This is a genomic window from Acidimicrobiales bacterium, assembly GCA_035294085.1.
In the GTDB taxonomy this organism is placed as follows: Bacteria; Actinomycetota; Acidimicrobiia; order Acidimicrobiales; family Bog-793; genus DATGLP01.
The window spans coordinates 15,039-37,877 of the sequence record DATGLP010000002.1 but is presented as its reverse complement, the minus strand read 5'-3'; the positions used below and the strand labels follow the sequence as shown (position 1 = coordinate 37,877).

The following is a 22,839-nucleotide window of genomic DNA, read 5'->3' as shown; positions in this document are numbered from 1 at the left end:
CGCGGACCGCGCGGTCATCTCAGGAGAGCTCGAACAACGTGCGCAGCGCCTCCGCGAGGCGCTGGCCCTTCGGCGTCCCCGCGGCGCGCTTCAGCTCGACCGTCGGGGCGTGGAGGAGCTTGGCGACGATGCGCCGGCTCAGGGCCTCGACGCTGGCGCGCTCCTCGGGGGCGAGCCGCTCGAGCAGCGGGTACAGCCGCTCGAGCTCCGCGAGGCGCACCTGCTCGGCGCGCGCACGGAGCTGGGCCACGACCGGCGCCACCGTGCGCTGGCGCGCGCTCATCCGGTAGCGCTCGAGCTCCTCGTCGATCACGCGCTCGACGCTCGCGAGCTCGGCGCGACGCGCGGCCCGCCCCTCGTCGGCGAAGGCCGTGAGCGCGGCGAGGTCGAGGAGGGTCACGCCGGGCAGCGACCCGACGGCGGGGTCGACGTCACGCGGCACGGCCGCGTCGACGACGAGGAGGGGCCGTCCGGCCCGCTCCGCCAGCACGCCGGCGACGTCGGCCTCCTCGACGAGGACCTCGCCGGCCGCGGTGGCGGTGACGACGACGTCGGCGTCGGCGAGCTCGGCGCGAAGGCGCGCCAGCCCGACGTGGCGTGCCCCGAGTCGCTGCGCGAGCTGGGCCGCGCGCGCCGTCGATCGGTTCGCGAGGGTGATCGCCGGCGCCGGGCGCTCCTGCGCGAGCGCGGCGGCGATCGCCTGCCCCATCTCGCCGGCACCGATGACGAGCGCCCGCCGGCCCTCGAGCGACCCCCCGAGCCCCTGGCGCGCCAGCGCCACGGCCACGTGCGCGAGGGAGGTGGTCCCCCGGGCGATGCCCGTCTCCGAGCGCACGCGCTTGCCGGCCTCGACGGCGTGGCGGAACAGCGCGGCGAGCACGGGGCCGGCGGCCCGCTCGCGCAGCGCCCGCTCGCCGGCCCGGCGCACCTGGCGGAGCACCTCCCCCTCCCCCAGCACGGCCGAGTCCGCGCCAGCCGCCACCTCGAAGAGGTGGCGCGCCGCGGCATCGTCGTAGGCCACGAGGAGGTGCTCGCCGAGCGAGGCGGCCGCCGGCGAGGCGCCGAGGCGGCTCTCGAAGAAGGCGAGGATGTCGGCGAGGCCGTCGTGGAAGCGCTCGAGCACCGCGTAGACCTCGGTGCGCATGCAGGTCGAGACGACGACGGCCTCCGAGAGGTGCGGGCTGTCGCACAGCCGCTCGAGTGCCTTCGGCAGGTCGGAGTCGCCAATGGCCAGGCGCTCGAACACGTCGAGGGGGACGCGGCGCTCGTGGACGCCGACGACGACGAGCGACACGCCTACCTCCTCCCGCCGGTCCCGAGCGCGTCGTTGGCGCAGGTCCCCGGGGCCACGCGCGCTGCCCCCGGGGGCCGGCAATCACCTCCGAGGTTAGCGAGGCCCGGCCGCAGCCGCCGGTCGGGGCCTCGACCGGTCGAGCCGGCGCGCCTCGCCGTGGGCGCCGAAGTAGGCGAGGACCTGGAGCTCGACCGCGAGGTCGACGTGGCGCACGGCGACCCCCTCGGGCACCTCGAGGTGCGCCGGCGCGAAGTTGAGGATCGAGCGGACGCCGGCCTCGGCGAGGCGCCACACGACGTGCTGCGCGGCGCTCGCCGGCGTCGCCACGATGCCGATCGCGACGTGCTCGCGCGCCACGATCGCCGGGAGGTCGTCGAGGTGCTCGACGAGCGTGGTACCGACGCGCGAGCCGACGACCCTGGGATCGACGTCGACGAGGGCGACGACGCGGAAGCCGTCCGAGGTGAAGCCCCTCGAGCCCGCGAGCGCGCGACCCAGGTTGCCGACGCCCACGATCGCGACGGGCCAGTCCCGGTCCAGCGCGAGGGCGGCGTCCACCCGCGCGAGGAGGTGCGCGACGTCGTAGCCGGTGCCTCGTAGCCCGTAGCTGCCGAGGCGCGAGAGGTCGCGCCGGACCGTGGCGGCGTTGACGCCGAGGCGCGAGGCGAGCTCGGAGGACGACACGGTCGCCTCCTCCCGTCGGAGAAGGTCGGCGAGCTCCCGCCGGTAGGCGGCGAGCCGGACGACCGCGACTCCGGGGATCCCCCGCACCCAGCGCGCTCCCCCCTCGGCCTCGACGGGCGCCGACGCTACCGGGCCGCTCGCCCTGGCGACAAGGCTTCTCCGTAGACTCGCCGCTTCTCCGTAGACTCGCCCCGATGACCGCCTCGGTGGCCGCCGTCGCCGCGACGCTCGTCGCGCTCTGCCTGTCGCTGTCGACCTTCGAGCGCTACCTCACCCGGCGGGCCCGCCACGAGCTCGCCTTCGCGCTCGCGTTCCTCGCCTTCGCCCTGGCGTCGGGCGCCCTCGCCCTCGGCTCGACGAGCGGCTTCGACGGCCCGACGTTCCGCCTCTTCTACCTCGTCGGGGCGATCGTCGACGTTCCCGTGCTCGCGCTCGGCACCGTCTACCTGCACCTGCGAACGCGCGTCGGCGACTGGTTCGCCCTCGGCGTCGCCGCGTGGACCGTCGCGGCCGCCGTCGTCATGGCCACCGCGCCCTTCACGCACCCCCTGCCCGCCCACGGCCTGCCGCAGGGCTCCGCCGTGCTCGGCCCGCTGCCGCGCGCCCTCGCGGGCGTCGGCTCGGGGGGCGGCACGGCCGTGATCCTCGCCGGCACCATCCTCAGCGCGGCGCGCCGGCGGCGCGGCCCCGTCGCCGTCGGCAACGTGCTGATCGCCGCCGGCACGCTCATCACGGGCGCGAGTGGCGTCGCCAACTCGGCGTTCGGCGCCATGACGGCGTTCGCCGTCGCGCTCGGCGTCGGCGTCGCCGTGATCTTCGCCGGCTTCCTCGTCGTCGCGTCGACGCGCCCGGTGGGCGCTGCTCAGCCCGCCTCGGTGAAGCGCGCCGCGAGGTAGCGGTCGACGTCCTCCTCCCGCAGCCGGTAGGACTTGCCGACGCGCACGGCCGCGAGCTGGCCCGAGCTGATGAGACGGTAGACGGTCATGTTCGAGACGCGCAGCACCCGCGCCACCTCGGCAACCGTCATGAACTGCGACTTCGTGTAGTGGACGGTCAGTTCGATCACCCCTCTCCGCCGCTTGCACTGTAGGCCAGTGGGGTTCGTGGGGGAAGTGGGGTGGCGCGGCGGGCACCGGCCGCTAGCCGGCGCCGCCGAGCTCCTCGGCGCGGCGCGCCGCGGCGAGGACCGCCTCGAGGAACGCGGAGCGCACGGAGCGCTCCTCGAGGACGCGCAGCGCCGCGGCGGTCGTCCCGCCGGGCGAGGTCACCGCGGCGCGCAGCGCCTCGGGCGACTCGCCGCTCTCGGTGAGCAGGCGGCCCGCGCCGAGGATCGTCTGGAGCGCGAGGGTGCGCGCGACGTCCCGGTCGAGACCCGCGAGCACGCCGGCGTCGATGAGCGCCTCCGCGACGAGGAACAGGTAGGCGGGCCCGGAGCCCGACAGCCCCGTCGCCGCGTCGACGAGCCGCTCGTCCAGGCGTACGACGACGCCGATCGCCGAGAGGACCTCCTCGGCCCAGGCGAGGTCCTCCTCGGTCGCCGCGCTGCCCCCCGCGACCACCGACGCGGAGGCCCCGACGAGCGCCGGCGTGTTCGGCATGGCCCGGACGACGGCCGTCTGCGGCCCCAGCCATGCCTCGAGCGTGGCGAGGCGCACGCCCGCGACGACGGAGAGGACCCGGCGGTACCCGCCGGAGCGCACGAGCGCGCACGCGCCCCTCGCGTCGTCCGGCTTGACGGCGAGGACGGCGGCTTCGGCCGCGACGGGCGCCTCGACGACCGCGACCCCGGCGAAGCGAGCCGCGAGGGCGCTACGAGCCTCCGGCCGGCGCTCGAGCACGGCGCACTCGCCGGGCGCGGCCCAGCCCGCCCGGAGCAGGCCGCCGAGCAGCGCGCTGCCCATCCGACCGCCACCGACCACGAGGACGCGCCGCACGCCGGGGAAGGCTAGGCGCTCAGGCGCACTCGACGAGCGTGCGCGCCGCGAGGTCCTCGTAGAGCGAGGCGAGGCGCGCCGCGGCCGTCGGCCACGTGTAGCGCCTGGCGACACGCGCCGCGCGCTCGCCGAGGGCGGCGGCGAGGGACGGCCGGCTGAGGACCGCCTCCACCGCCGCGCTGAAGCCGGCGACGTCGCCCCGCTCGACGAGGTACCCGGTGCGGCCGTGCTCGACGAGCGTCGTGAGCCCGCCGACGGCGGCGGCGACGACCGGCGTGCCGCAGGCGGCCGCCTCGAGGGCGACGAGCCCGAACGACTCCGAGCGGCTGGGCACGATGCAGCAGTCGGCCGCCCGGTAGTAGGTGGAGAGGAGCTCGTGGGGCTGGGGCGCGACGAAGGAGACCGCCGCCTCGAGGCCGAGCGCGACGGCGAGCCCGCGCAGCGCCACGTACTCCTCCTCGCCGCGCGGCCCGCTCGGCCCGCCGACGACGACGAGACGAGCGCCGTCGAGGCCGCCCGCCCGGAGGGCCGCGAGGACCCGCAGCGCCACGTCCGCCGCCTTGAGCGGCTGGATCCGGCCGACGAAGAGGAGGATCGGCGCACGCTCCTCGAGTCGCAGGGCGCGGCGCGCCTGCGCCTTGTCGCCCGGGGAGAAGAAGGCGTGGTCGACGCCGGGCGCGACCACCTCGACGCGCCCGGGGTCGGCCCCGTAGAGGTCGACGAGCTGGTCCACCTCGACGGTGCACGACGCGAGGACGGCGTCCGAGCACTCGATCACGGCTGCCTCGGCGTTCGCCCGCCGGCCTGGCGCCTCGGGGTCGAGCTCCTCCGGGCTCGCCTCCGCCTTCACCCGGTCGAGGGTGTGGAAGGTGGAGACGAGCGGGAGGCCGAGGCGGTGCTTGAGCGCGTGGCCCGCCACGCCCGACAGCCAGTAGTTGGCGTGGATCACCTCGGCGGGACCACCGCTCTCCGCCGCGGTCTCCATCGCCGCCTCGACCGCCTGCGCGAAGGCGTCGACGAGGGTGTGCAGACGGCCCTTGGGCACCTCGGCGGGCGGACCGGCGACGAGGTGGTGGACCGTGAGCCCCGGCTCGACGGCCACCGACGCCGGCTGTCCCGGCGCCGTCGCGCGCGTGTAGACGTCGCAGGTGACGCCGGCTCGCGCGAGCGCCGAGGAGAGCTCGCGCACGTAGACGTTCATGCCGCCGCCGTCGCCCGTTCCGGGCTGGGCGAGCGGCGACGTGTGCATGGAGAGCATCGCCACCCTGCGCATGGGACGCTACAGCGTACCGGGGAGCGCCCCCCGCCGCCCTTGGGCTCGCTCGCCGCGCGGCTCGCGCGCCGGGCGCGCCAGCCGGCCCGCTGCCGAGCTCGGCGCGTACCGGTACCAGGCGACGCCGACGAGCAGGTCTCGCCCGACGGGCCCGAAGGCGCGGCTGTCGCGGCTCGCGCGGGGGTTGTCGCCACCGAGCCACAGCCTCGAGCCCTCGCGGGCGAGCAGCCGCTTCACGAGGAGACGTCCCGGGTCGTCGGGGTCGCGCACGACGACGAGGTCCCCCGGGCGCACGCGCCGCGTGCGGCGCACGAGGAGGCGCTCGCCGTCCGCGAGCGTCGGAAGCATGCTCGGGCCGCGCACCTCGACGCGCCGGCCGGCGAGCCAGGCCACGGTGGCGCCGATCCCGGCCAGCAGCGACGCGGCCACGAGGCGAGCGGGGTGGGGACCGGTAATGTTGACCCGTTCGCCGACGCCGGCGGTCCGGCCGCGTCGCTGGCGACGCTCAGGTACCTGCGATCGAAGGAGTCGACGCATGCATCTCACCTCACGCCTCCTGCAGCTGCTCGACCGGGCGCGCACCCCGAGCGTCGTGCACGCCCACTGCGACCTGCCCTGCGGCGTCTACGACCCCGCGCAGGCGAGGATCGAGGCGGAGTCGGTCAAGGCGATCATGGAGAAGTACCACGCCTCGGACGACCCGGTGTTCAAGGAGCGGGCGGTCACGATCAAAGAGCAGCGCGCCGAGCTCGTGAAGCACCACCTGTGGGTGCTGTGGACCGACTACTTCAAGCCGGAGCACCTCGAGCGGTACCCCCAGCTCCACGAGCTGTTCTGGAAGGCGACGAAGTCCGCGGGCGAGGCGAAGAAGACGAACGACGTCGCGGTGGGCACCCGCCTGCTCGACGAGATCGCCGAGATCGACCGCATCTTCTGGGAGACGAAGAAGGCCTAGCCCAACCTGGCGCGGCCGCCGGTCGGCCCCGTCGACGCCAGCCGGCGGCCGCGGCTCGGGACCGCCGGGCCCGCCGGCGCCGGTGGCGACCCTTCGACCTCTGCCTGACCCGTACGGCGCGAGGCAACCCGGCGCCCGCCCGCGGCGAGCGACCTTCGGCCCTACCGGCGCCCCCGGCCGCCGTGGCTCGCTCTGGGTGGACGGGTGAGCGAAGGGGGGCCCCATGCGGATCCGGCGACCGAGAGGAGCGGGCGGCGAGCCGCCCTCGTACCTGCTGGCGTGCGAGCCTGCCCCCCTGCGCCTGCACCCCGGGCTGCGCACGGCCGCGCAGCTCGCGCTCGAGCTGACCGGGAGCGCGCCCGAGGGCCCGCCAGCGCGCCCCGACAACGGCCCCGCCCACCCCGGACACGCCACCGCGGCCTGAGGCGTCGCCGGGGCGCGCCTAGCGAGCGGGCGGCGGCACGGCGTGGCGCTCGCAGCGGCTCACGCCAGCGGTCTCGGTGGCGTCGAGCGGCGTGGCGCAGACCTCGCAGACGGCCTGCTCGCGCTCGAGGCTGGCGAGTTCCGCCTCGATGCGGTCCAGCTCGGCCTCGAGCTCGTGGACGATGCGCCTCGCGTCGGCGAGCGGGTCGTCGCCGACGGGCTCGCGCCCATCCGGCGCGTCCTGCGGCTCCGTCCAGGCTGGCACCGCGCCCGAGGCTAGCGTCGGCACGGCCCGCTCGCCGTCGGCAGCCCGACGTGGCCGCTCACCGCCGGTACCCTGGCGGCGTGCGCTCGCGGTGGCTGTCGAGGCGGGCGATCGGCCTGCACGTCGCGCTCGGTGCGTGCCTGCCGACCTTCGCCTGGCTCACCGACTGGCAGCTGCACCGCGCCCTCGGCGGGAACTCCCTCAGCTGGGCCTACACGTTCGAGTGGCCGCTGTTCGCGTGCTACGCGCTGTTCATGTGGTGGCGGCTGCTGCACGAGGACGGCACGCCGCCCGAGGCGGCCGACGACGACGCCCCCGCCGGTGCGCCCGACCCCGTCGACCTCGAGCTCGCCGCCTACAACGCCTACCTCGCCGGCCTGGCCGCCGAGGACGAGCGCCGCCGGCGCGAGGCGAGCGCCGGTCGGTCCCCCGAGGGACGGCGAGCGCAGCAGCCGTAGGCTGGGCGAGAGCCCCAAGGAGGCGCGCGTGGCCCTGTCGATCGGCATCGTCGGACTCCCGAACGTCGGGAAGTCCACGCTGTTCAACGCGCTGACCCGCGCCGAGGCGCTCGCCGCGAACTACCCCTTCGCCACGATCGACCCCAACGTCGGGGTCGTCGCCCTGCCCGACGATCGCCTCGAGCGCCTCGCCGCCCTCTACCGAAGCGAGCGGATCGTCCCGGCCACCGTGCGCTTCGTGGACATCGCTGGCCTCGTGCGCGGAGCCTCGAGGGGCGAGGGGCTCGGGAACCGCTTCCTCGCCGCGATCCGCGAGGTCGACGCGATCTGCCAGGTCGTGCGCGCCTTCGACGACGCGGACGTCGTCCACGTCGAAGGCCGGGTCGACCCCGCCGAGGACATCGCGACCGTCAACCTCGAGCTCGTCCTCGCCGACCTCGAGACCGTCGATCGCCGCCTCGCCCGCCTCGAGAAGGAGGCGCGCGCGAAGGCGCAGCTCGGCCCGCAGCTCGAGGCGACGCGCGCCGCACGCGCGATCCTCGAGTCGGGGCGCACCATCTCCTCGGCCCTCGGTGCCGTCGACGCCGGCCTCCTCGAGGACCTCCACCTGCTCACGGCGAAGCCCTTCGTCTACGTCTTCAACGTCGACGAGTCCTCGCTCGGCGACCCGCTGCGGCGCAAGGAGCTCGAGAGCCTCGTCGCCCCAGCGGAGGCCGTCGTGCTGAGCGCCAAGCTCGAGGCAGAGCTCGCCGCGCTCGAGGGGCGCGAGGCGGCGGAGCTCCTCGCCGCCTACGGCGAGTCGGCGTCCGGCCTCGTCAAGCTCGTGCAGGCCGGTTTCCGGCTGCTCGGGTTGCAGACCTTCCTCACCGCCGGACCGAAGGAGGCGCGTGCCTGGACGATCCGGGCGGGCGAGAGCGCGCAGCGCGCCGCCGGGGTCATCCACAGCGACTTCGAACGCGGCTTCATCAAGGCCGAGGTGGTCAGCTTCGACGACCTGATGGCCGCCGGATCGCTCGCTGCCGCGCGCGCCGCGGGCCGCGCACGCGTCGAGGGTCGCGACTACGTGCTGCGCGACGGGGATGTCGTCGAGTTCCGCGTCAGCACCTGACGCGCCGCCCGAGCGGTGGCGGCTCCCGCCCGGGCGCCGCCTCGGAGACGCCGTCGCGGGGCGCCGGCGAGGCTAGCCTCGGCCCATGCCGTCGCGGCGCGCCCCGACGCAGCGGCGGCGGGCGCTCCACCGCAGGCGGCGCTCGCCGAGCCGCCGCGCCGTCCTCGCCGCGTCGGCGTCCGTCCTCGCCGTCCTCCTCGCCGTCCTCGGCTACCTCGTGGCGACGACCGCGCCTCGGCCAGCGGCATCACGGCGGTCCCGACGACCGGTCCCCCTCGCGCCGAGGCCCACGGCCCGGTCCCCGTCGGGCGGCGCGAACCGCTCCGGGCCGCGCACGGCGACGACGACGCGCGGGCCGAGCACGACAGCGGCCCCGACGACGAGTGCTGCCGGGGCTGCGCCGACGACGAGCGCCGCGCCGGCTCCGGTGCCGGAGGTGACCGTCCCCCCCTCGAGCGTCGTCGTCGAGGTCCTCAACGGCATGGGCGAGCGCCACGCCGCCGCGGACGCCGCGGCGGCGCTGGCGCGCGTCGGCTTCCGCATCAACGGGACCGGGAACGCGGCGAGCTTCGCCTACCGCGAGAACGTCGTCGAGTACCCGCCCGGTATCCAGGCCGCCGCGGCGACGGTCAGCCGCCACGTGCTCGGCGCGACGCGCGTCGTCGAGGACGCGTCGCTGCCCCCCGGCGTGGTCGACCTCATCCTCGGCGCGACCTACGACGGCATCTCCTGACGGGAGCGGACCGCCGACGGCCGTTCCGGGGGGAGGGCTCGAACCTCCAACATCCGGCTCCAAAGGCCGACGTTCTGCCAGTTGAACTACCCCGGAGGGCCCCCGCCGCACCGCCGCCGGCCTGCCGCGAGTCAACCACAGCGCCGCGGTGGCGTCGAGGTCGAGGTGGGCGACCGCGGCCGGCCGCGGCGCGTCGCGCACGAGGGAGCGGCGCCTCGCTCCCACCCCAGGCGGGTCGTGCCCCGTCCCTGCCCGGCCGCCGGCCAGGGCTGCAGAGCCGAGGCGACGCCGGTGGCGGCCGCGGGACCAGCGAGCGGTGCGAGCCGCCCGAGCCGGCCTGCGCCGGAGCGATCGCCGGCGGGCCCGAGTGGTGGCGATCCCTCGTAGACTCGGAGACGGATCGGGAGTGGCCGCGACCTCGAGCGGCGACCGGCGCGCTGGCGCGCCCCCCGATCACCGACGGAGGAGTGACGTGGCCCCCGAGCAGCGCCGACGTGAGCCGAGACGCCCGGCGCGCCGGCGGGCGTGGCGTGCCGTCGCCGGCCTCGCCGCGGCGACCTGCGCGCCGCTCGCCCCCGCTGGCGTCGCGCGCGCCGCGCCCCCCGGGCCCCCGGCCTTCGTGCGGCTCGGGCCCTCGCCGCTCGTGCCGCGCTCGGCGCGCCTCCTCGGACCGGCAGCGGGCAGCGCCGAGGTCTCCTTCGAGGTGGTCCTCGCGCCCCGCCACCGCCGGAAGCTCGCCGCGCTCGTGCGCGCCGTGACCGATCCCGCCTCGCCCGCCTACCGCCGCTTCCTGCGACCCGGCGAGTTCGCCGCCCGCTTCGCGCCCGGGAGGGCCGAGGTGGCCGCCGTCGAGCAGGGACTGCGCCGCCTCGGCCTCGAGGCGACGGGACTGGACGCGGACCACCTCGGGATCGAGGTGCGGGCGAGCGCCGCCGCGGCGGCGGCAGCCCTCGCGACCCCCCTCGAGCGCTACCGGCTCGCGTCGGGAGCCGTCGTCGTCGCGCCACGCCGCGCGCCGCGCCTGCCGCGCCAGCTCGGTGCCGACGTCCAGGCCATCCTCGGCCTCGACGGGCTGGCCGCCGAGGTGCCCGTCGGCCTCTCCCCGCGCCGGGCGCCGCTGCCGCCCGCGAGCCGCACGCCGCACGACACCGTCGGGCCCGTGCCCACGAGCGGCTGCGCCCCCGACGCCAGCCAGGCCGGCTACACACCCGACCAGATCGCCGCGGCCTACGGCTTCACCGGCCTGTACGGCGCCGGCGACCTCGGCTCGGGGGTGACCGTCGCGCTCGCCGAGTTCGCGCCCTACTCCCCGAGCGACCTCGCCGCCTACGCCGCCTGCTTCGGGGGGACGGTCGTCCCCTCGGTCACCGCGGTGCCCGTCGACGGCGGCCCCGGCAGCTACGACCTCTCGAGCGAGGTGGAGACCGAGCTCGACCTCGAGGACGTCGTCGGCCTCGTCCCCGAGGGGCGCGTCCTCGTCTACGAGGGGCCGAACGACAACGGGGTCGTGAGCGACCAGGCCGCCTACGACACCTACGCCGCGATCGTCGCCGCCGACCGGGCCCAGGTGATCTCGACGTCGTGGGGGGCGTGCGAGGCGGACGTCGGGTCGAGGGCGATCGACGCCGAGAACGTCCTCTTCGAGCAGGCGGCACTGCAGGGCGAGACCGTCGTCGCCGCCTCGGGCGACAACGGGTCGTCCGACTGCGGCGCGAGCCGGCACGCCTCGGGCGGGGCGGCCCTGGCGGTCGACGACCCGGCGAGCCAGCCCTACGTCACCGGGGTGGGGGGCACGACCCTCGTGCTCTCGCCGCGCAGCGAGACCGTGTGGAACACCGGCGCCACGGGCGCCTCGGACGAGGGCGCGAGCGGCGGCGGGCTGTCCGCGCACTGGGCGATGCCCGCCTACCAGGCCGACGCCCCGCCGTCCCTCGGGGTCGTCGGGCCGAGCTCGACGGCCGATCCCTGCCACGCGGCGAGCGGCCTGTGCCGGGAGGTGCCCGACGTCTCGGCGGACGCCGGCGCCCCCTACGCCATCTACTGCACGATGGGCGACCTCCTGTGCAGCGGCGACGGCTGGACGCCGCTCGGCGGCACGAGCGCGGCCGCGCCGACCGTCGCCGCGCTCTTCGCGCTCGCCGACGCCTCGAGCGCCTGCGCCGGCCGGCCGGTCGGCTTCGCCAACCCCGCCCTCTACAAGATCGCCGGCGGCGCGTGGTCCTCGCTCGCCTTCACCGACGTCACCTCGGGGACGAACGACCTCACCGGCGCCAACGGCGGCCGCTACGAGGCGGGCCCCGGCTACGACCTGGCGAGCGGGCTCGGCACGCCGATCGCTGGGAACGGCGCGGACGGCGGCCTGGTCGCCCAGCTGTGCGCGGGGAACCTCCTCGCCGCGACGAGCGCGAGCCTGCCGCGCCCGCTCGTCTCGAAGGTGTCCCCGACGACGGCCCGCTCGAGGGGCGGGGCACGCGTCGTCGTGACGGGCTCGCGCTTCTACGGCGTGACCGCCGTCCACTTCGGGGCGGCCGTCGCCCGCTCCTTCTCCGTCCTGTCCCCGACGAGGCTCGTCGCGACCGTGCCCGCCGGGCGCGGCAGCGTCCACGTCACGGTCACGGACCCGGCCGGCACGAGCCGGCCGACGCGCGACGACGTCTTCCGCTACCTCGCCGTCCCGCAGGTGCGCCGGGTCGTCCCCGCCGCCGGTCCCGGGGCGGGCGGCACGCGCGTCGTCGTGGTCGGCCAGGACTTCGACGGCGTCGTCGCCGTCTACTTCGGCGATCGACCCGCCACGGGCGTGCGCCTGCTGTCGCCGACGCGCCTCGCCGTCGTCACGCCGCCGGGCGCCGGGCGCGTGCGGGTCGCGGTGCGCGCGAGGGGCGGGACGAGCCCACCCGGGCACGCCGCCGCCTTCGCCTACCGCTGAGGTCGGCTGGACCTGACCGGGCCGCCATCAGCTAGCCTCTCGGGCGCCATGGGATCGCTCATCAAGAAGCGCCGCAAGCGCATGCGCAAGAAGAAGCACAAGAAGATGCTGAAGCGCACGCGCTGGCAGCGCCGCGCGAAGTAGCGCCCGGCGCCGCGTCGCCTCAGGCCGGTCCCACCGCCGTCGCGACCACGACCGCGCCGCGCCGGCGCTCGCCGGCGAGCGCGTCGCGCAGCTCGCTCGCCCAGCGCTCGGCGTCGCGAGCGCCGTCGGGGCACTCGACGTACCACGTCGAGCCGCTGCCAGCGAGCGCGGCGCGGTGCCCCGTCACCTCCTCGAGCAGCGCGCGCGCCCGTGCCAGGGACGGCTCGACGGCGAGCGCCGCGGCCTCGAGGTCGTTCGTCGCGCCCGGCGTGGGGCCGACGAGGTCGAAGGCGGCGTAGACGGCTGGCGTCGGTGCCGGACGGTCCGGTACGAGGAGCAGGAAGCACGCCTCGATCGGCTCGAGCGGCTCCACGACCTCCCCGATCCCCCGCACGAGCGCGCGCCCGCCTCGCAGGCAGAAGGGGACGTCCGCGCCGAGCCGGGCGGCGACGCCCGGGTCGACGACGCCCGCCCAGCGCAGCACGGCTGCCGCGTCCGACGAGCCACCCCCGAGGCCGGCGCCCGGCGGGATGCGCTTCGTGAGCCGGACGAAGGCGCGCCGGCCGACGAGCTCGAGCGCGCGCGCGACGAGGTTCGAGCGCCCGGCCGGAACCGCCAGCGTCGGCAGCGGGCCCGTGCCGGACCACGCGAGCGCGTCGACGACCTCGAGGCCGTCGCCCTCGAGCAGGTCGAGCTCGTCGGCGAGGTCGAGCGACACCATCTCGCTCTCGAGGAGGTGGTAGCCGTCGGGACGCCGGCCGACGACTCGCAGCGTGCGCGTCAGCTTGGCGTGGGCGAGCTCGTGGCCGAGCGGGCGCATGCCGCTAGCTTGCCCCAGGCGGCGACGTCGAGCTCCTCGGCGCGCGCCGTCGGGTCGACGCCCGCGGCGCCGAAGGCCTCGGGCGCCACGATGCCGGCGAGCGAGCGCCGCAGCATCTTCCGGCGGCCGGCGAACCCGGCGCGCACGAGCGCGGCGATCTCCTCGTAGGAGGCGAGCGCCGGGTCCACGGCCGGGGCGGCCCGCCGCTCGACCTCGAGGAGGGCGGACTCGACGCGCGGACGGGGGAAGAAGACGTCGGGGCCCACCCGGCCGACGACGCGCGCCCTCGCGAAGTACGCGACGCGCACGCTCGGCGCGCCGCAGCCGCGCCCGCCCGGCGGCGCGGCGAGGCGCTCGGCGACCTCCCGCTGGACCATGACGAGCATGCGCCGCACGGCCGGCGTGCGCTCGAGGAGGCCGAGGACGAGGGGCGTCGCCACGCCGTACGGCAGGTTCGCGACGAGGGAGCAGCCGGCCGCCCCGGCATCGGCGACGAGCGGTCCCCAGTCGATCGCGAGCGCGTCGGCGTGCACGAGCCGGACGCTGTCGGGGAGCACCCGGCGCGCCAACGCCACGAGCCGCTCGTCGATCTCGACGGCGGTCACGGCGGCCCCGGTGCCGGCGAGCGCCAGGGTGAGCGAGCCGAGGCCGGGGCCGACCTCGAGCACGTGCTCGCCCGGCCCGACGCCCGCCAGGCGGACGACGCGCTCGACGGTGTTCGGGTCGACGACGAAGTGCTGGCCGAGCGCCTTGGAGGGGACGACGCCGGCGTCGTCGAGCAGGCGCAGGACCTCGGCACGCCCGAGGCGCCGGGAGGTCGCGAGCGACGGCACTCAGAGCTCGAGGCGGAAGGCCCGCGCCGCGTTCTCGCTCGTCGCCTCGGCGAGCGCGGCGGCCGGCACGCCGCGCAGCTCGGCGACCGCCTCGCCGACCAGCGCGACGAGGGCGGGCTCGTTGCGCTGCCCGCGCCGCGGCGCGGGGGCGAGGAAGGGCGAGTCCGTCTCGACGAGGAGGCGGTCGGTCGGGCAGCGGCGGGCCGCCTCGCGCACCTCGTCGACTCCCTTGAAGGTCACGATCCCGCTGAAGGAGAGGTAGCAGCCGAGGTCGAGGAAGCGGCGAGCCTCGTCGGGGCCGCCCGTGAAGCAGTGGATGACCGTCCGCTCGGGCAGGCCCTCGGTCGCCAGCAGCGCCGCCGTCTCCTCGAAGGCCGAGCGCGTGTGCACGACGAGGGCGAGGTCGAGGCGCCGGGCGCAGCGGATCTGCGCGGCGAACGCCTCGAGCTGCTGCGGGCGGGGCGAGCGGTCGTAGTGGAAGTCGAGGCCGCACTCGCCGACCGCGACGAGGCCCGGGGCGCCACCTTTGGCCTCCTCGAGCAGCGAGAGCGTCTCGTCCACCCCGGCCGCCGCCTCGTGCGGGTGGAGCCCGGCCGTCGCCCAGATCGCCGGTCGCCCGGCGCCTCGCTCGCGGGCCAGCGCGAGGGCGGCACGCGACGCCGCCGGATCGGTGCCGACGCACACGAGGCCACCGACCCCGGCCGCCGCCGCCCGCTCGAGGACCGGACCCGGCCCCGCCGGGTCCTCGAGGTAGCCGTCCTGGATGTGGCAGTGGCTGTCGACCCAGCGCGGCAGCGTCCCGGGACGACTCACGAGCCCTCCAGCACGGGGGCGAGCTGGCGACGGGGGAAGAGCGGGGCGGCCTTCGTGACCGGGCGGCCCGGCGGGTAGCGGCCCCACTCGAGCTCGCCCCCCTCCGCGGCGGCGCGCCCGGGCTCGTCGGGCGCCCCCTCGAGGCCGATGCGCCGCCACAGCTCCCTCGCCGCGCCCGGCATGGCGGGCGAGACGAGCAGTGCGACGATGCGCAGCGCCTCGAGCGCGTCGCCGAGCGCGGCGCTCGCGGCCGGCCCGGGAGGCAGCTTCCACGGTTCCGCGGCCTCGAGCTCTGCGTTCGTCTCGTGGACGAGCCGGAACGCGGCGGCGAGCGCCTCGCTCGGGGCGAAGCGGTCCCACGCGGCGCGCGCCTCGGCGACGACCTCGGCAGCGACGGCGGCCAGGCGATGGCCGGGGCCCGCGGGGCGCGGCGCGGGGCCGATACCCTCGCACCGGGAGCCCACGACGGTCGCGACGCGCTGGACGAGGTTGCCCAGGTTGTTGGCGAGGTCCGCGTTGTAGCGGGCGAGGAGGCCCTCGTAGGTGAAGTCGCCGTCGGCACCGAGGGCGACGTCGCGCAGCAGGTGGTAGCGGAGCGGGTCGACGCCCACGTCGTCGGCCAGCTCGAGCGGGTCCACCTGGTTGGCCCGCGACTTCGACATCTTCTCGCCGCCGACGAGGAGCCACCCGTGCGCCACGATGCGTCCCGGCGGATCGATGCCCGCCGCCATGCACATCGCCGGCCACCACACGCAGTGGAAGCGAACGATGTCCTTGCCGATGAGGTGGCACACGGCCGGCCACCAGGCGGCGAAGCGCTGCGCATCCGTGCCGTACCCGATGGCCGTGACGTAGTTCACGAGTGCGTCGCACCAGACGTAGACGACGTGGTCGGGGTCCCACGGGACGCGCACCCCCCAGTCGAAGGAGGTGCGCGTGATCGAGATGTCCTCGAGGCCCTGGCGGATGAGCCCGAGCGCCTCGTTGCGCCGCGCCTCGGGCACGACGGCGCCGGGGTGGTCCTCGTAGTAGGCGACGAGGGCGTCGGCGAAGCGCGACAGCGCGAAGAAGTAGTTCTCCTCGACGAGCCACTCGACCGGCCGCAGGTGCACCGGGCAAGTCCGGGCCTCGGCGAGCTCGTCGGGCGCGTAGTACGCCTCGCACGAGACGCAGTACCAGCCGGCGTACTCGCCCTTGTAGATGTGGCCGTTGTCGTAGATCGCCTGCAGGAAGCGCTGCACCGCGAGCGCGTGGCGAGCCTCGGTCGTGCGGATGAAGTCGTCGTTCGAGATGCCGAGCCGGTCCCAGGCCTCGCGGAAGAGCTGGCTCGTGCGATCGACCCAGGTCGAGGGGTCGAGCCCCTGCTCGGCCGCGGCACGGGCGATCTTCAGCCCGTGCTCGTCGGTACCGGTGAGGAAGAAGACCTCGTCGCCCACGAGGCGGTGCCAGCGCGCGAGGGCGTCCGCGACGACCATCGTGTAGGCGGTCCCGAGGTGGGGCCGATCGTTCACGTAGTAGATCGGCGTCGTCTGGAAGTAGCGCCCCGCCACGGCCCTCCAGCGTAGTGGCCGGCTTCGGGCGTCCCCCCTGGCGAGACGCCCGAAGCCGCCGCCGCCTCCAGCTCGAGCGCCGCGGCGTACGCGTCTCGGTGGGCGACGCCGAGGAGCGCTGCCGCGGCGGCCACCGCGTCGCGGCGGGCGAGGCCCGCCTCGCGCAGGCGGGCGAGCGCGTCGCGAAGCGCCAGCGCGTCCGCCGCCACGGGCGCGGCGGCCGGCTCGAGGACGAGGACGTGCTCGCCGCGCGCCTCGCTCGCGGCGGCCTCGGCGGCGGCCTCGGCGAGGCTCGAGCGGCGGACCTCCTCGTGCAGCTTCGTCAGCTCCCGGCAGATCGCGACGCGCCGGTCCGGCCCGCACGCCTCGGCGAGGTCGGCGAGCGTGGCCCGCAGGCGCTGGGGCGCCTCGTAGAGCACCGTCGTGCGCCTAGCGGCGGCGATCTCGGCGAGGCGCGCCCGGCGCGCCGGGCCGCGCCGCGGCAGGAAGCCCTCGAAGGCGAACGGCACCGCCGAGAAGCCGGACGCGACGAGCGCCGCGAGGAGCGCCGAGGGGCCGGGGACGGCGACGACCGGCAGGCCCGCGGCGATCGCCGCGGCGACGAGGCGCTCGCCGGGGTCGCACACGAGCGGGGTGCCCGCGTCCGACACGAGCGCGACCGTCGCCCCCGCGGCGAGTTCGCCCAGCACGGCCGAGGTGCGCCCCGCCTCGTTGTGGGCGTGCAGCGAGAGGAGCCGGCGCCCGGCGATGCCGGCGCGCTCGAGCAGGCGACCGGTGCGGCGGGTGTCCTCGCAGCAGATGAGGTCCGCGCCGCGCAGCGCCTTCTCGGCCCGCGGCGAGAGGTCCTCGAGGTTCCCGATCGGCGTCGCCACGACGACGAGCCGACCGGCGGGCGCTCGCGGCCTCGTCACCCCCGCACCTCGAGGCGGTCGCCCGGGACGAGCCCCCAGCGCTCGAAGGCGCCGGCCGGCACCTCGAGGACCGCCGCGGCTCCTCGGCGCGGGAGGCCCAGGCGGAAGGGCGCCATGCGCACCGTCGCGAGCACGACGAGGTGCTCGTCGAGGAAGGCGACGTCGAGGGGGACGCGCACCCCGAGGGTGTGCGCCGTGCGCGACGGCCGGAGCAGCACGGCGCAGCGCGCGTCGGCCCGGCCGATGAAGCCTCGCGCCCGCTCGAGCGGCGAACTGGCGAGCTCGACGCTCGCCAGCACCTGACCGCTGCGCAGCAGCCACGCCATCGCCACCTCCGGCCGAGCGCCCCGACGAGCCTTCGGCCACGGTAGCGCCGTGGGCACGGCGCCTCGCGTCGGCTATCGTCTCGGGCTCGTGTCGAAGAGAACCTCCAAGCGCAAGACGTCGAAGAAGAAGAGCGCGAACCACGGCAAGAAGCCGAACTGCGGCCGCGGCTGAGCCCGGGCCGCCGCCTCACCGGCGCGGCGCGCGCCAGGCGACGCCGAGCTCGCCGAGCACGGCGACGAGGCGGCTCGGCACGTCCGACATGATGCCGTCGACGCCGAGGCCGACGAGCCGGCGCATCTCCGCCTCGTCGTCCACCGTCCACACGTGGACGGCGACGCCGCAGCGATGCGCCGCCTCCACGAAGGCGCCGTCGACGACCTCCACCCCGGCGAAGCGCGTCGGCACCTGCAAGGCCGCGTAGCGCGCGACGGCCGGCGCCGGGGAGCGTCCGGCCTCGACGGCGGCCTTGAAGGCGCGCACCGCGCCGGGCGGCGCGGCCAGCGCGACGCCGGGCGCCTCGCGCGCGAAGGCCTCGAGCGCGGCGCCGTGGAAGGAGGCGACGATGACCCGCTCGGCGCGCCCGCAGCGGGCGAGCAGGCGGGCGAGGGCCGCCTCGTAGGGCCGGACCGCCGGCGCCGTCTGCTTGATGTCGAGGTTGAAGAACGCCTCGGGGAAGCTCGCGAGGACCTCGTCGATCCGAGCGACGCCCAGCGTGCGCTCGGCGGGCGCCCGGTGGCGCAGGGGGTAGGCGTCCTCGGCCAGCCCCGGGCGCGCCCCGAGACCGGGAACGAAGTTGTAGGCGTTGTCGAGGCGCGCGAGCTCCTCGAAGCTGTGCGCCGCGATGGCGCCGCGCCCGTTCGTCGTCGCCTCGAGCGTCGCGTCGTGGCAGGCGACGAGCACGCCGTCGGCGCTGGCGTGCACGTCGAGCTCGATGCCGTGGGCCCCCGAGCGCAGCGCCCGCTCGATCGCTGCGAGCGTCGAGGCGGGCGCCTCGCGCGCACCGCCCTGGTGGGCGTAGGCGAGGACGCGCCGCGACAGCCACGGGTTGGAGCCGCCGGCACCGTCCACCTGGCGGCCTCGGTGACGGGGGGCGCCGAACGCCATTAGCCTCGCCTCGCCATGATCGACCACATCCTGCTCGACGTCATCGCCGCGCTGCGCGAGGCGCTCGAGGGGGCGCTCCTCGAGCAGCAGGCGGTGGAGGAGCGCTTCCAGGTCGACGTGTTCCTCGGCGACGTCACCTTCGAGACGTCCTACAGCCTCCCCGGCGAGCAGGACCCGCCCAGGGTGCGCGCCGAGATCAGCCTCGAGTGGCCGACCTGGAGCCAGAGCACGTACCGCTCGTGGTCGATCGGCGAGCCGATCGGCGAGGGTCCCGAGCTGCTCGTCGAGGTGGTGCTGCGGCTCCAGCGCCTCGTCACGGCCCCCGACCCCGCCGTCGTCCTCGACGCGCTCGGCGGCACGCTCCCCGAGATCGGCGGCGAGCCGCTCGAGCGCACCGGCCCGACGATCGAGCAGGCCTTCGACGCCGACGGCGGCTCGGCCGCGGCGATCGAGGTCTCCTACCAGGGCAGCTACCGCCTCGAGGAGGCCGTCCTCGAGGACCCCGAGCGCCTCGACGGCGTCGTGGCCCCGCTGGCGCGCTTCATCGCCTCGGGGCTCGTGCGCCTGGCCGACCTCGACCTGCCGTTCCTGCCCGCCGAGGACTCCGGCATCAGCGACTGAGGCCCGCCCGGCGCGCGAGCTGGGCGAGCGCGGTCTCCGGGCGCCCCCCGAGGTGGGCGACGACCTCCGCCGCGCACGAGGCCCCGAGGCGCGCGGCACGCGCCGGGTCGGCGCCGCGGGCGAGGCCGAAGAGCGCCCCGGCGGCGAACAGGTCGCCGGCGCCCGTCGCGTCGACGACGCGCTCCGCGCGCGCGGCGGGCACGGCCACGACGCGCGCCGCGGTCACGACGAGGGCGCCGCTCGCACCGCGGGTGAGGAAGGCGACGAGGCCCGGGCGTCGCAGCGCCTCGGCAGCCGCCTCGAGGCTCGGCGCCCCGGTGAGCGCGAGCGCCTCGGCCTCGTTCGCGAAGAGGACCTCGACCGGCCCGGCCACGAGCGCCTCGACGGCCGCTCGGTGGCGCTCGACGGCGAGCGGGTCGGCGAGGCCGAAGGCGACCGTCGTCCCGGCGACGGCGGCCTCCTCGAGCACCCGCTCGACGAGCACCCCGCCGTCTCGGAGGTCGAGGACGTAGGCATCGAGGAAGACGCAGCCGGCGGTGCCGACGAGCCCGGGCGGGCAGGCACCCCGGTCGAGCCGGGCCGCCGCGCCGAGCGCCGTCGCCATGGTGCGCTCGGCGTCGGGGGTCACGATGACGTGGCAGCGGCCGGTCGCCGCCTCCGGGTCGGCCCCGGCGGGGTGCACCTGGAGGAGGGCGCGCACGCCGGCGGCCTCGAGGTCCGCCGCGTAGGCCTTCCCGAGCGGGTCGTCGGCGACGGCCCCGACGAAGGCCGGCCGGCCGCCGAGGGAGGCGACGCCGACGGCGACGTTCGCCTCCGAGCCCCCCGAGACCTGCCGCACCGGCGCGAGCGCCTGGGCGATGCGCTCGGTCGTCGCGACGTCGACGAGCGTCGTCGTGCCGTGCCGCAGGCCGAGCGCCGAGAGCGCCTCGTGGCCGGCGAAGGCGAGGTGGTCCATGAGGGCGATCCCGATCGCGAGGAGGTCGAGGCGCCGGCGGGCGGCGGGCGGCGGGCGCGTCACGCCCCGCAGGCTACCGGGCTCGGGCCCCCGAACTAGCCTGCCTGCAATGACCCAGGACGACTCCCCCGACGGCGCCTACCGCCTCCCCTACGACGTGGCGCCGCGCCGCTACGTGCTGCACCTGTCCCCCGACCTCGCCGCCGCGACCTTCTCGGGCGAGGAGACGATCGAGCTCGAGGTGCTCGCGCCGACCCGTCGCGTCGTGCTCCACGCCGACGGCCTGGCGATCGCCGACGCGCGCATCGCCGAGGAGGCAGGCGCCGAGCCCGGCGTGCCCTGCGACCTCGAGGCCGACGCGGCGGCCCAGCGGGTGACCTTCGTCGCCCCTGCGGTGCTCGCGCCGGGCCGCTACCGCCTCTCGTGCCGGTTCTCCGGCGTCCTGAACGACCGGCTCGAGGGCTTCTACCGCAGCACCTACGTCGACGAGGACGGCAACGAGCGCGTCATCGCCACCACCCAGTTCGAGGAGACGAAGGCCCGCAAGGCCTTCCCCTGCTTCGACGAGCCGGACCGCAAGGCGGTCTTCTCGGTCACCCTCGACGAGCCGCCGGGGATGCTCGCCGTGTCGAACGGCCCGGAGGTCGCGAGCGAGCCGCTCCCGGGCGGCGGCCGGCGCGTCCGCTTCAAGGACACGATCCCGATGTCGACCTACCTCGTCGCCTTCGTCGTCGGCCCGCTCGTCGCCACCGAGCCCGTCGACGCCGCCGGCGTCGCGCTGCGCGTCGTCCACCGACCGGGCAGGGAGCACCTGTGCGCGACCGCCCTCGACGTCGCGCGCCACGCCCTCGGCTTCTTCACCGACTACTTCGCGCAGCCCTACCCCGGCGACAAGCTCGACCTCGTCGCGCTGCCGGACTTCGCGGCCGGCGCGATGGAGAACCTCGGCTGCGTCACCTTCCGTGAGGCGATCCTGCTCGCCGACCCGGCGAACACCTCCCAGGTCGAGCTCGAGCGCCTCGCCGAGGTCGTCGAGCACGAGATCGCCCACATGTGGTTCGGCGACCTCGTCACGATGCGCTGGTGGAACGGGATCTGGCTGAACGAGGCGTTCGCCACCTTCATGGCGTTGCTGTGCCAGGACGACTACCGCCCGCAGTGGCGCTGCTTCACGAGCTTCGCCCGGGCGAAGGCCGAGGCGCTCGGCGTCGACGGCCTGCACTCGACGCGCCCGATCGAGTACCCGGTGCGCCACCCCGACGAGGCCGCCGCGATGTTCGACGTCCTCACCTACGAGAAGGGCGCCGCGGTGCTGTGGATGGTCGAGCGCTTCCTCGGCGGCACGGCGTTTCGCGACGGGGTGCGCCGCTACCTCGCCGCCCACCGCCTCTCGAACGCCGAGACGGGCGACCTGTGGGACGCGATCGAGGCGGAGGCCGGCGACGTGCCGATCCGGGCCCTCATGGAGTCGTGGATCCTCCAGGGCGGCTACCCGCTCGTGAGCGCCCGGGCCGCGATCGGCGAGGGCGGCCAGGAGGCCGTCGAGCTCGCCCAGCGACCCTTCGCCTACCTGCCGGCCGGCGAGGCCCCCGAGGGCGAGAGCGCCATCGGCCGCGACTGGCTCGTCCCGGTGATCGCCACCGGGCCTTCGGGCGAGCGCAGGACGGTGCTCGGCCCCCAGGGCGCTCGCCTCGAGGGCGTCGCCGCGCCCGTCGTCGTGAACGCCGGCGGCAGCGGCTTCTACCGCGTCGCCTACGACGCCGACCTGCGCAGCGCGCTGCTGAGCGAGATCGAGGGCCTCGAGGCGCTGGAGCGCTACACGATCGTGTCGGACGCCTGGGCGACGGTCCTCGCCCGCCTCGCCGAGCTCGAGGAGTTCCTCGACGTCGTCGAGCGCCTCGGCAACGAGCAGGACCCCCACGTCTGGTCGGTCGTGCTCGGCGCGCTGCGCACGCTCGACGTCGTCGCCCGGCCGGCGGACCGCCCCGCGCTCGCCGCCTACACCCGGCGCCTGCTCGGCCCGCGCCTCGAGCGGCTGACCTGGGAGCGGGCGGCCGACGAGGACGAGCAGACCCCCGTGCTGCGCGCCAGCCTCATCGGCGCCCTCGGCACGATCGGCGAGGACGGCCTCGTCGTGGCGCGCGCCCGGGAGGCCTTCGCCGCCGACCAGTCCGGCGCGCGCCCCTACGACGCCGACCTCGCGGCGGCGATCCTGTCGGTCGTCGCCGCGCACGCGGACGAGGCCGCCTTCTCGGCGATCGTCGCCCGCTACCGCGCGCCGCGCGACCCGATCGACGAGCAGCGCCACCTCATGAGCCTCGGGTCGCTTCGCGACCCGGCGCTCGCGGCGGCGGTGCACGAGATGGCGCTGCGCGAGATCCGCTCGCAGAACGCCCCCTACCTCCTCGGCGCCATGCTGGCGAACCGCCACGTCGGGCCGGCGACCTACGAGTTCGTCACCGCCCGCTTCGACGAGCTCGCGGCGCGCTTCCCGGAGAACTCCATCCACCGGATGCTCGAGGGGATCACCGGCCTCGCCGGCGAGGGGGCGCCCGACTTCGACGCGGTGCGCGCCTTCGTCGAGGGCCACGTGGCAGGAGGCCGGCGGCGCCTCGTCACCCAGAGCCTCGAGCGCCTCGCGGTGCACCGGCGGCTCGGGCTCGCCCTCGGCGAGCGCCTCGGCGAGGTCCTCGCCAAGCGGGGCTGAG

At 76.5% G+C, this 22,839-nt stretch carries 26 protein-coding genes and 1 tRNA gene; 11 read left to right on the top strand and 16 right to left on the bottom strand.

Features of this window, described 5'->3' with window-relative positions:
- Nucleotides 1-19: 19 nt before the first annotated feature.
- Together hemA and VKV23_00290 are read right to left on the bottom strand one after the other, a co-directional pair.
- Complete coding sequence (gene hemA, locus VKV23_00295; GenBank protein HLI14481.1) at nt 20-1,294, bottom strand: glutamyl-tRNA reductase; 1,275 nt, start codon at nt 1,292-1,294, stop codon at nt 20-22.
- Between the two features lie 93 nt (nt 1,295-1,387).
- The gene (locus tag VKV23_00290; GenBank protein ID HLI14480.1) at nt 1,388-2,065 is read right to left on the bottom strand and encodes a redox-sensing transcriptional repressor Rex; all 678 of its coding nucleotides are present in this window, start codon (nt 2,063-2,065) and stop codon (nt 1,388-1,390) included.
- Nucleotides 2,066-2,172: 107 nt separating this feature from the next.
- On the opposite strand from VKV23_00290, the gene VKV23_00285 reads away from it, so the two are divergent.
- Nucleotides 2,173-2,874 carry a hypothetical protein gene (locus tag VKV23_00285; protein HLI14479.1) on the top strand — a complete coding sequence of 234 codons (702 nt, stop codon included), beginning with the start codon at nt 2,173-2,175 and terminating at the stop codon, nt 2,872-2,874.
- Here VKV23_00285 and VKV23_00280 read toward each other — a convergent pair.
- The 4 genes from VKV23_00280 to sodX form a co-directional block, all read right to left on the bottom strand.
- The gene (locus tag VKV23_00280) at nt 2,841-3,044 is read right to left on the bottom strand and encodes a helix-turn-helix domain-containing protein (GenBank protein ID HLI14478.1); all 204 of its coding nucleotides are present in this window, start codon (nt 3,042-3,044) and stop codon (nt 2,841-2,843) included. The two genes, VKV23_00285 and VKV23_00280, sit on opposite strands and share 34 nt — an antisense overlap.
- A 73-nt stretch (nt 3,045-3,117) precedes the next feature.
- Complete coding sequence (gene proC / locus VKV23_00275) at nt 3,118-3,912, bottom strand: pyrroline-5-carboxylate reductase (protein ID HLI14477.1); 795 nt, start codon at nt 3,910-3,912, stop codon at nt 3,118-3,120.
- A gap of 19 nt (nt 3,913-3,931) precedes the next feature.
- On the bottom strand, nt 3,932-5,170 hold the full coding sequence (locus tag VKV23_00270) for a glycosyltransferase (protein ID HLI14476.1): 1,239 nt from the start codon (nt 5,168-5,170) through the stop codon (nt 3,932-3,934).
- Nucleotides 5,171-5,191: 21 nt separating this feature from the next.
- Nucleotides 5,192-5,722, bottom strand: coding sequence for a nickel-type superoxide dismutase maturation protease (gene sodX, locus VKV23_00265; GenBank protein ID HLI14475.1), 531 nt, complete (start codon nt 5,720-5,722; stop codon nt 5,192-5,194).
- Between sodX and sodN the strand changes: the two genes are divergently transcribed.
- Together sodN and VKV23_00255 are read left to right on the top strand one after the other, a co-directional pair.
- On the top strand, nt 5,721-6,140 hold the full coding sequence (gene sodN, locus VKV23_00260; GenBank protein HLI14474.1) for a superoxide dismutase, Ni: 420 nt from the start codon (nt 5,721-5,723) through the stop codon (nt 6,138-6,140). The two genes, sodX and sodN, sit on opposite strands and share 2 nt — an antisense overlap.
- 223 nt (nt 6,141-6,363) lie before the next feature.
- A complete protein-coding gene (locus tag VKV23_00255) occupies nt 6,364-6,564 on the top strand; it encodes a hypothetical protein (GenBank protein ID HLI14473.1) in 201 nt (66 codons plus the stop codon).
- Nucleotides 6,565-6,582: 18 nt separating this feature from the next.
- Here VKV23_00255 and VKV23_00250 read toward each other — a convergent pair whose 3' ends face one another.
- Nucleotides 6,583-6,828, bottom strand: a complete 246-nt coding sequence (locus tag VKV23_00250; GenBank protein HLI14472.1) for a hypothetical protein — start codon at nt 6,826-6,828, stop codon at nt 6,583-6,585.
- Nucleotides 6,829-6,908: 80 nt separating this feature from the next.
- Here VKV23_00250 and VKV23_00245 point away from each other — a divergent pair, with 80 nt between their 5' ends.
- From VKV23_00245 to VKV23_00235, 3 genes are all read left to right on the top strand, one after another.
- Nucleotides 6,909-7,286, top strand: coding sequence for a hypothetical protein (locus VKV23_00245; protein ID HLI14471.1), 378 nt, complete (start codon nt 6,909-6,911; stop codon nt 7,284-7,286).
- Nucleotides 7,287-7,314: 28 nt separating this feature from the next.
- Nucleotides 7,315-8,394 carry a redox-regulated ATPase YchF gene (gene ychF, locus VKV23_00240; protein ID HLI14470.1) on the top strand — a complete coding sequence of 360 codons (1,080 nt, stop codon included), beginning with the start codon at nt 7,315-7,317 and terminating at the stop codon, nt 8,392-8,394.
- Between the two features lie 85 nt (nt 8,395-8,479).
- Nucleotides 8,480-9,127, top strand: a complete 648-nt coding sequence (locus VKV23_00235) for a LytR C-terminal domain-containing protein (GenBank protein ID HLI14469.1) — start codon at nt 8,480-8,482, stop codon at nt 9,125-9,127.
- Between the two features lie 23 nt (nt 9,128-9,150).
- Here VKV23_00235 and VKV23_00230 read toward each other — a convergent pair.
- A tRNA-Gln gene (locus tag VKV23_00230) sits at nt 9,151-9,223 on the bottom strand.
- Nucleotides 9,224-9,599: 376 nt separating this feature from the next.
- Here VKV23_00230 and VKV23_00225 point away from each other — a divergent pair.
- Both VKV23_00225 and VKV23_00220 read left to right on the top strand, forming a co-directional pair.
- Nucleotides 9,600-12,053, top strand: coding sequence for a protease pro-enzyme activation domain-containing protein (locus VKV23_00225; protein ID HLI14468.1), 2,454 nt, complete (start codon nt 9,600-9,602; stop codon nt 12,051-12,053).
- A 48-nt stretch (nt 12,054-12,101) separates the two neighbouring features.
- Nucleotides 12,102-12,197: an AURKAIP1/COX24 domain-containing protein gene (locus tag VKV23_00220; protein ID HLI14467.1), complete on the top strand. Its 96-nt coding sequence runs from the start codon at nt 12,102-12,104 to the stop codon at nt 12,195-12,197.
- 19 nt (nt 12,198-12,216) lie between these two features.
- On the opposite strand, the gene VKV23_00215 is transcribed toward VKV23_00220, so the two are convergent.
- The 6 genes from VKV23_00215 to VKV23_00190 are packed head-to-tail and all read right to left on the bottom strand — an operon-like array spanning nt 12,217 to nt 17,450.
- A complete protein-coding gene (locus VKV23_00215) occupies nt 12,217-13,017 on the bottom strand; it encodes a 4-(cytidine 5'-diphospho)-2-C-methyl-D-erythritol kinase (protein ID HLI14466.1) in 801 nt (266 codons plus the stop codon).
- Complete coding sequence (gene rsmA, locus VKV23_00210) at nt 12,978-13,850, bottom strand: 16S rRNA (adenine(1518)-N(6)/adenine(1519)-N(6))-dimethyltransferase RsmA (protein ID HLI14465.1); 873 nt, start codon at nt 13,848-13,850, stop codon at nt 12,978-12,980. The genes VKV23_00215 and rsmA overlap by 40 nt, the downstream gene beginning before the upstream one ends.
- On the bottom strand, nt 13,851-14,663 hold the full coding sequence (locus VKV23_00205; protein HLI14464.1) for a TatD family hydrolase: 813 nt from the start codon (nt 14,661-14,663) through the stop codon (nt 13,851-13,853).
- Nucleotides 14,660-16,213 (bottom strand): methionine--tRNA ligase, encoded by a 1,554-nt coding sequence (metG, locus tag VKV23_00200; GenBank protein ID HLI14463.1) that lies wholly within the window; start codon nt 16,211-16,213, stop codon nt 14,660-14,662. The genes VKV23_00205 and metG overlap by 4 nt, the downstream gene beginning before the upstream one ends.
- Nucleotides 16,171-17,124 (bottom strand): 16S rRNA (cytidine(1402)-2'-O)-methyltransferase, encoded by a 954-nt coding sequence (rsmI, locus tag VKV23_00195; GenBank protein HLI14462.1) that lies wholly within the window; start codon nt 17,122-17,124, stop codon nt 16,171-16,173. Before rsmI ends, metG begins: the two co-directional genes overlap by 43 nt.
- A complete protein-coding gene (locus tag VKV23_00190) occupies nt 17,121-17,450 on the bottom strand; it encodes a DUF192 domain-containing protein (GenBank protein HLI14461.1) in 330 nt (109 codons plus the stop codon). Before VKV23_00190 ends, rsmI begins: the two co-directional genes overlap by 4 nt.
- A gap of 49 nt (nt 17,451-17,499) precedes the next feature.
- On the opposite strand from VKV23_00190, the gene VKV23_00185 reads away from it, so the two are divergent.
- Nucleotides 17,500-17,622 (top strand): hypothetical protein, encoded by a 123-nt coding sequence (locus VKV23_00185; GenBank protein HLI14460.1) that lies wholly within the window; start codon nt 17,500-17,502, stop codon nt 17,620-17,622.
- Nucleotides 17,623-17,637: 15 nt separating this feature from the next.
- On the opposite strand, the gene VKV23_00180 is transcribed toward VKV23_00185, so the two are convergent.
- Nucleotides 17,638-18,555, bottom strand: a complete 918-nt coding sequence (locus VKV23_00180) for a glycerophosphodiester phosphodiesterase (GenBank protein HLI14459.1) — start codon at nt 18,553-18,555, stop codon at nt 17,638-17,640.
- A 15-nt stretch (nt 18,556-18,570) separates the two neighbouring features.
- Here VKV23_00180 and VKV23_00175 point away from each other — a divergent pair, with 15 nt between their 5' ends.
- Nucleotides 18,571-19,176 carry a hypothetical protein gene (locus VKV23_00175; GenBank protein HLI14458.1) on the top strand — a complete coding sequence of 202 codons (606 nt, stop codon included), beginning with the start codon at nt 18,571-18,573 and terminating at the stop codon, nt 19,174-19,176.
- On the opposite strand, the gene VKV23_00170 is transcribed toward VKV23_00175, so the two are convergent.
- Nucleotides 19,166-20,194, bottom strand: coding sequence for an adenosine kinase (locus tag VKV23_00170; GenBank protein ID HLI14457.1), 1,029 nt, complete (start codon nt 20,192-20,194; stop codon nt 19,166-19,168). The two genes, VKV23_00175 and VKV23_00170, sit on opposite strands and share 11 nt — an antisense overlap.
- Nucleotides 20,195-20,240: 46 nt before the next feature.
- Between VKV23_00170 and VKV23_00165 the strand changes: the two genes are divergently transcribed.
- On the top strand, nt 20,241-22,838 hold the full coding sequence (locus VKV23_00165) for a M1 family metallopeptidase (protein ID HLI14456.1): 2,598 nt from the start codon (nt 20,241-20,243) through the stop codon (nt 22,836-22,838).
- Nucleotide 22,839 lies beyond the last annotated feature (1 nt).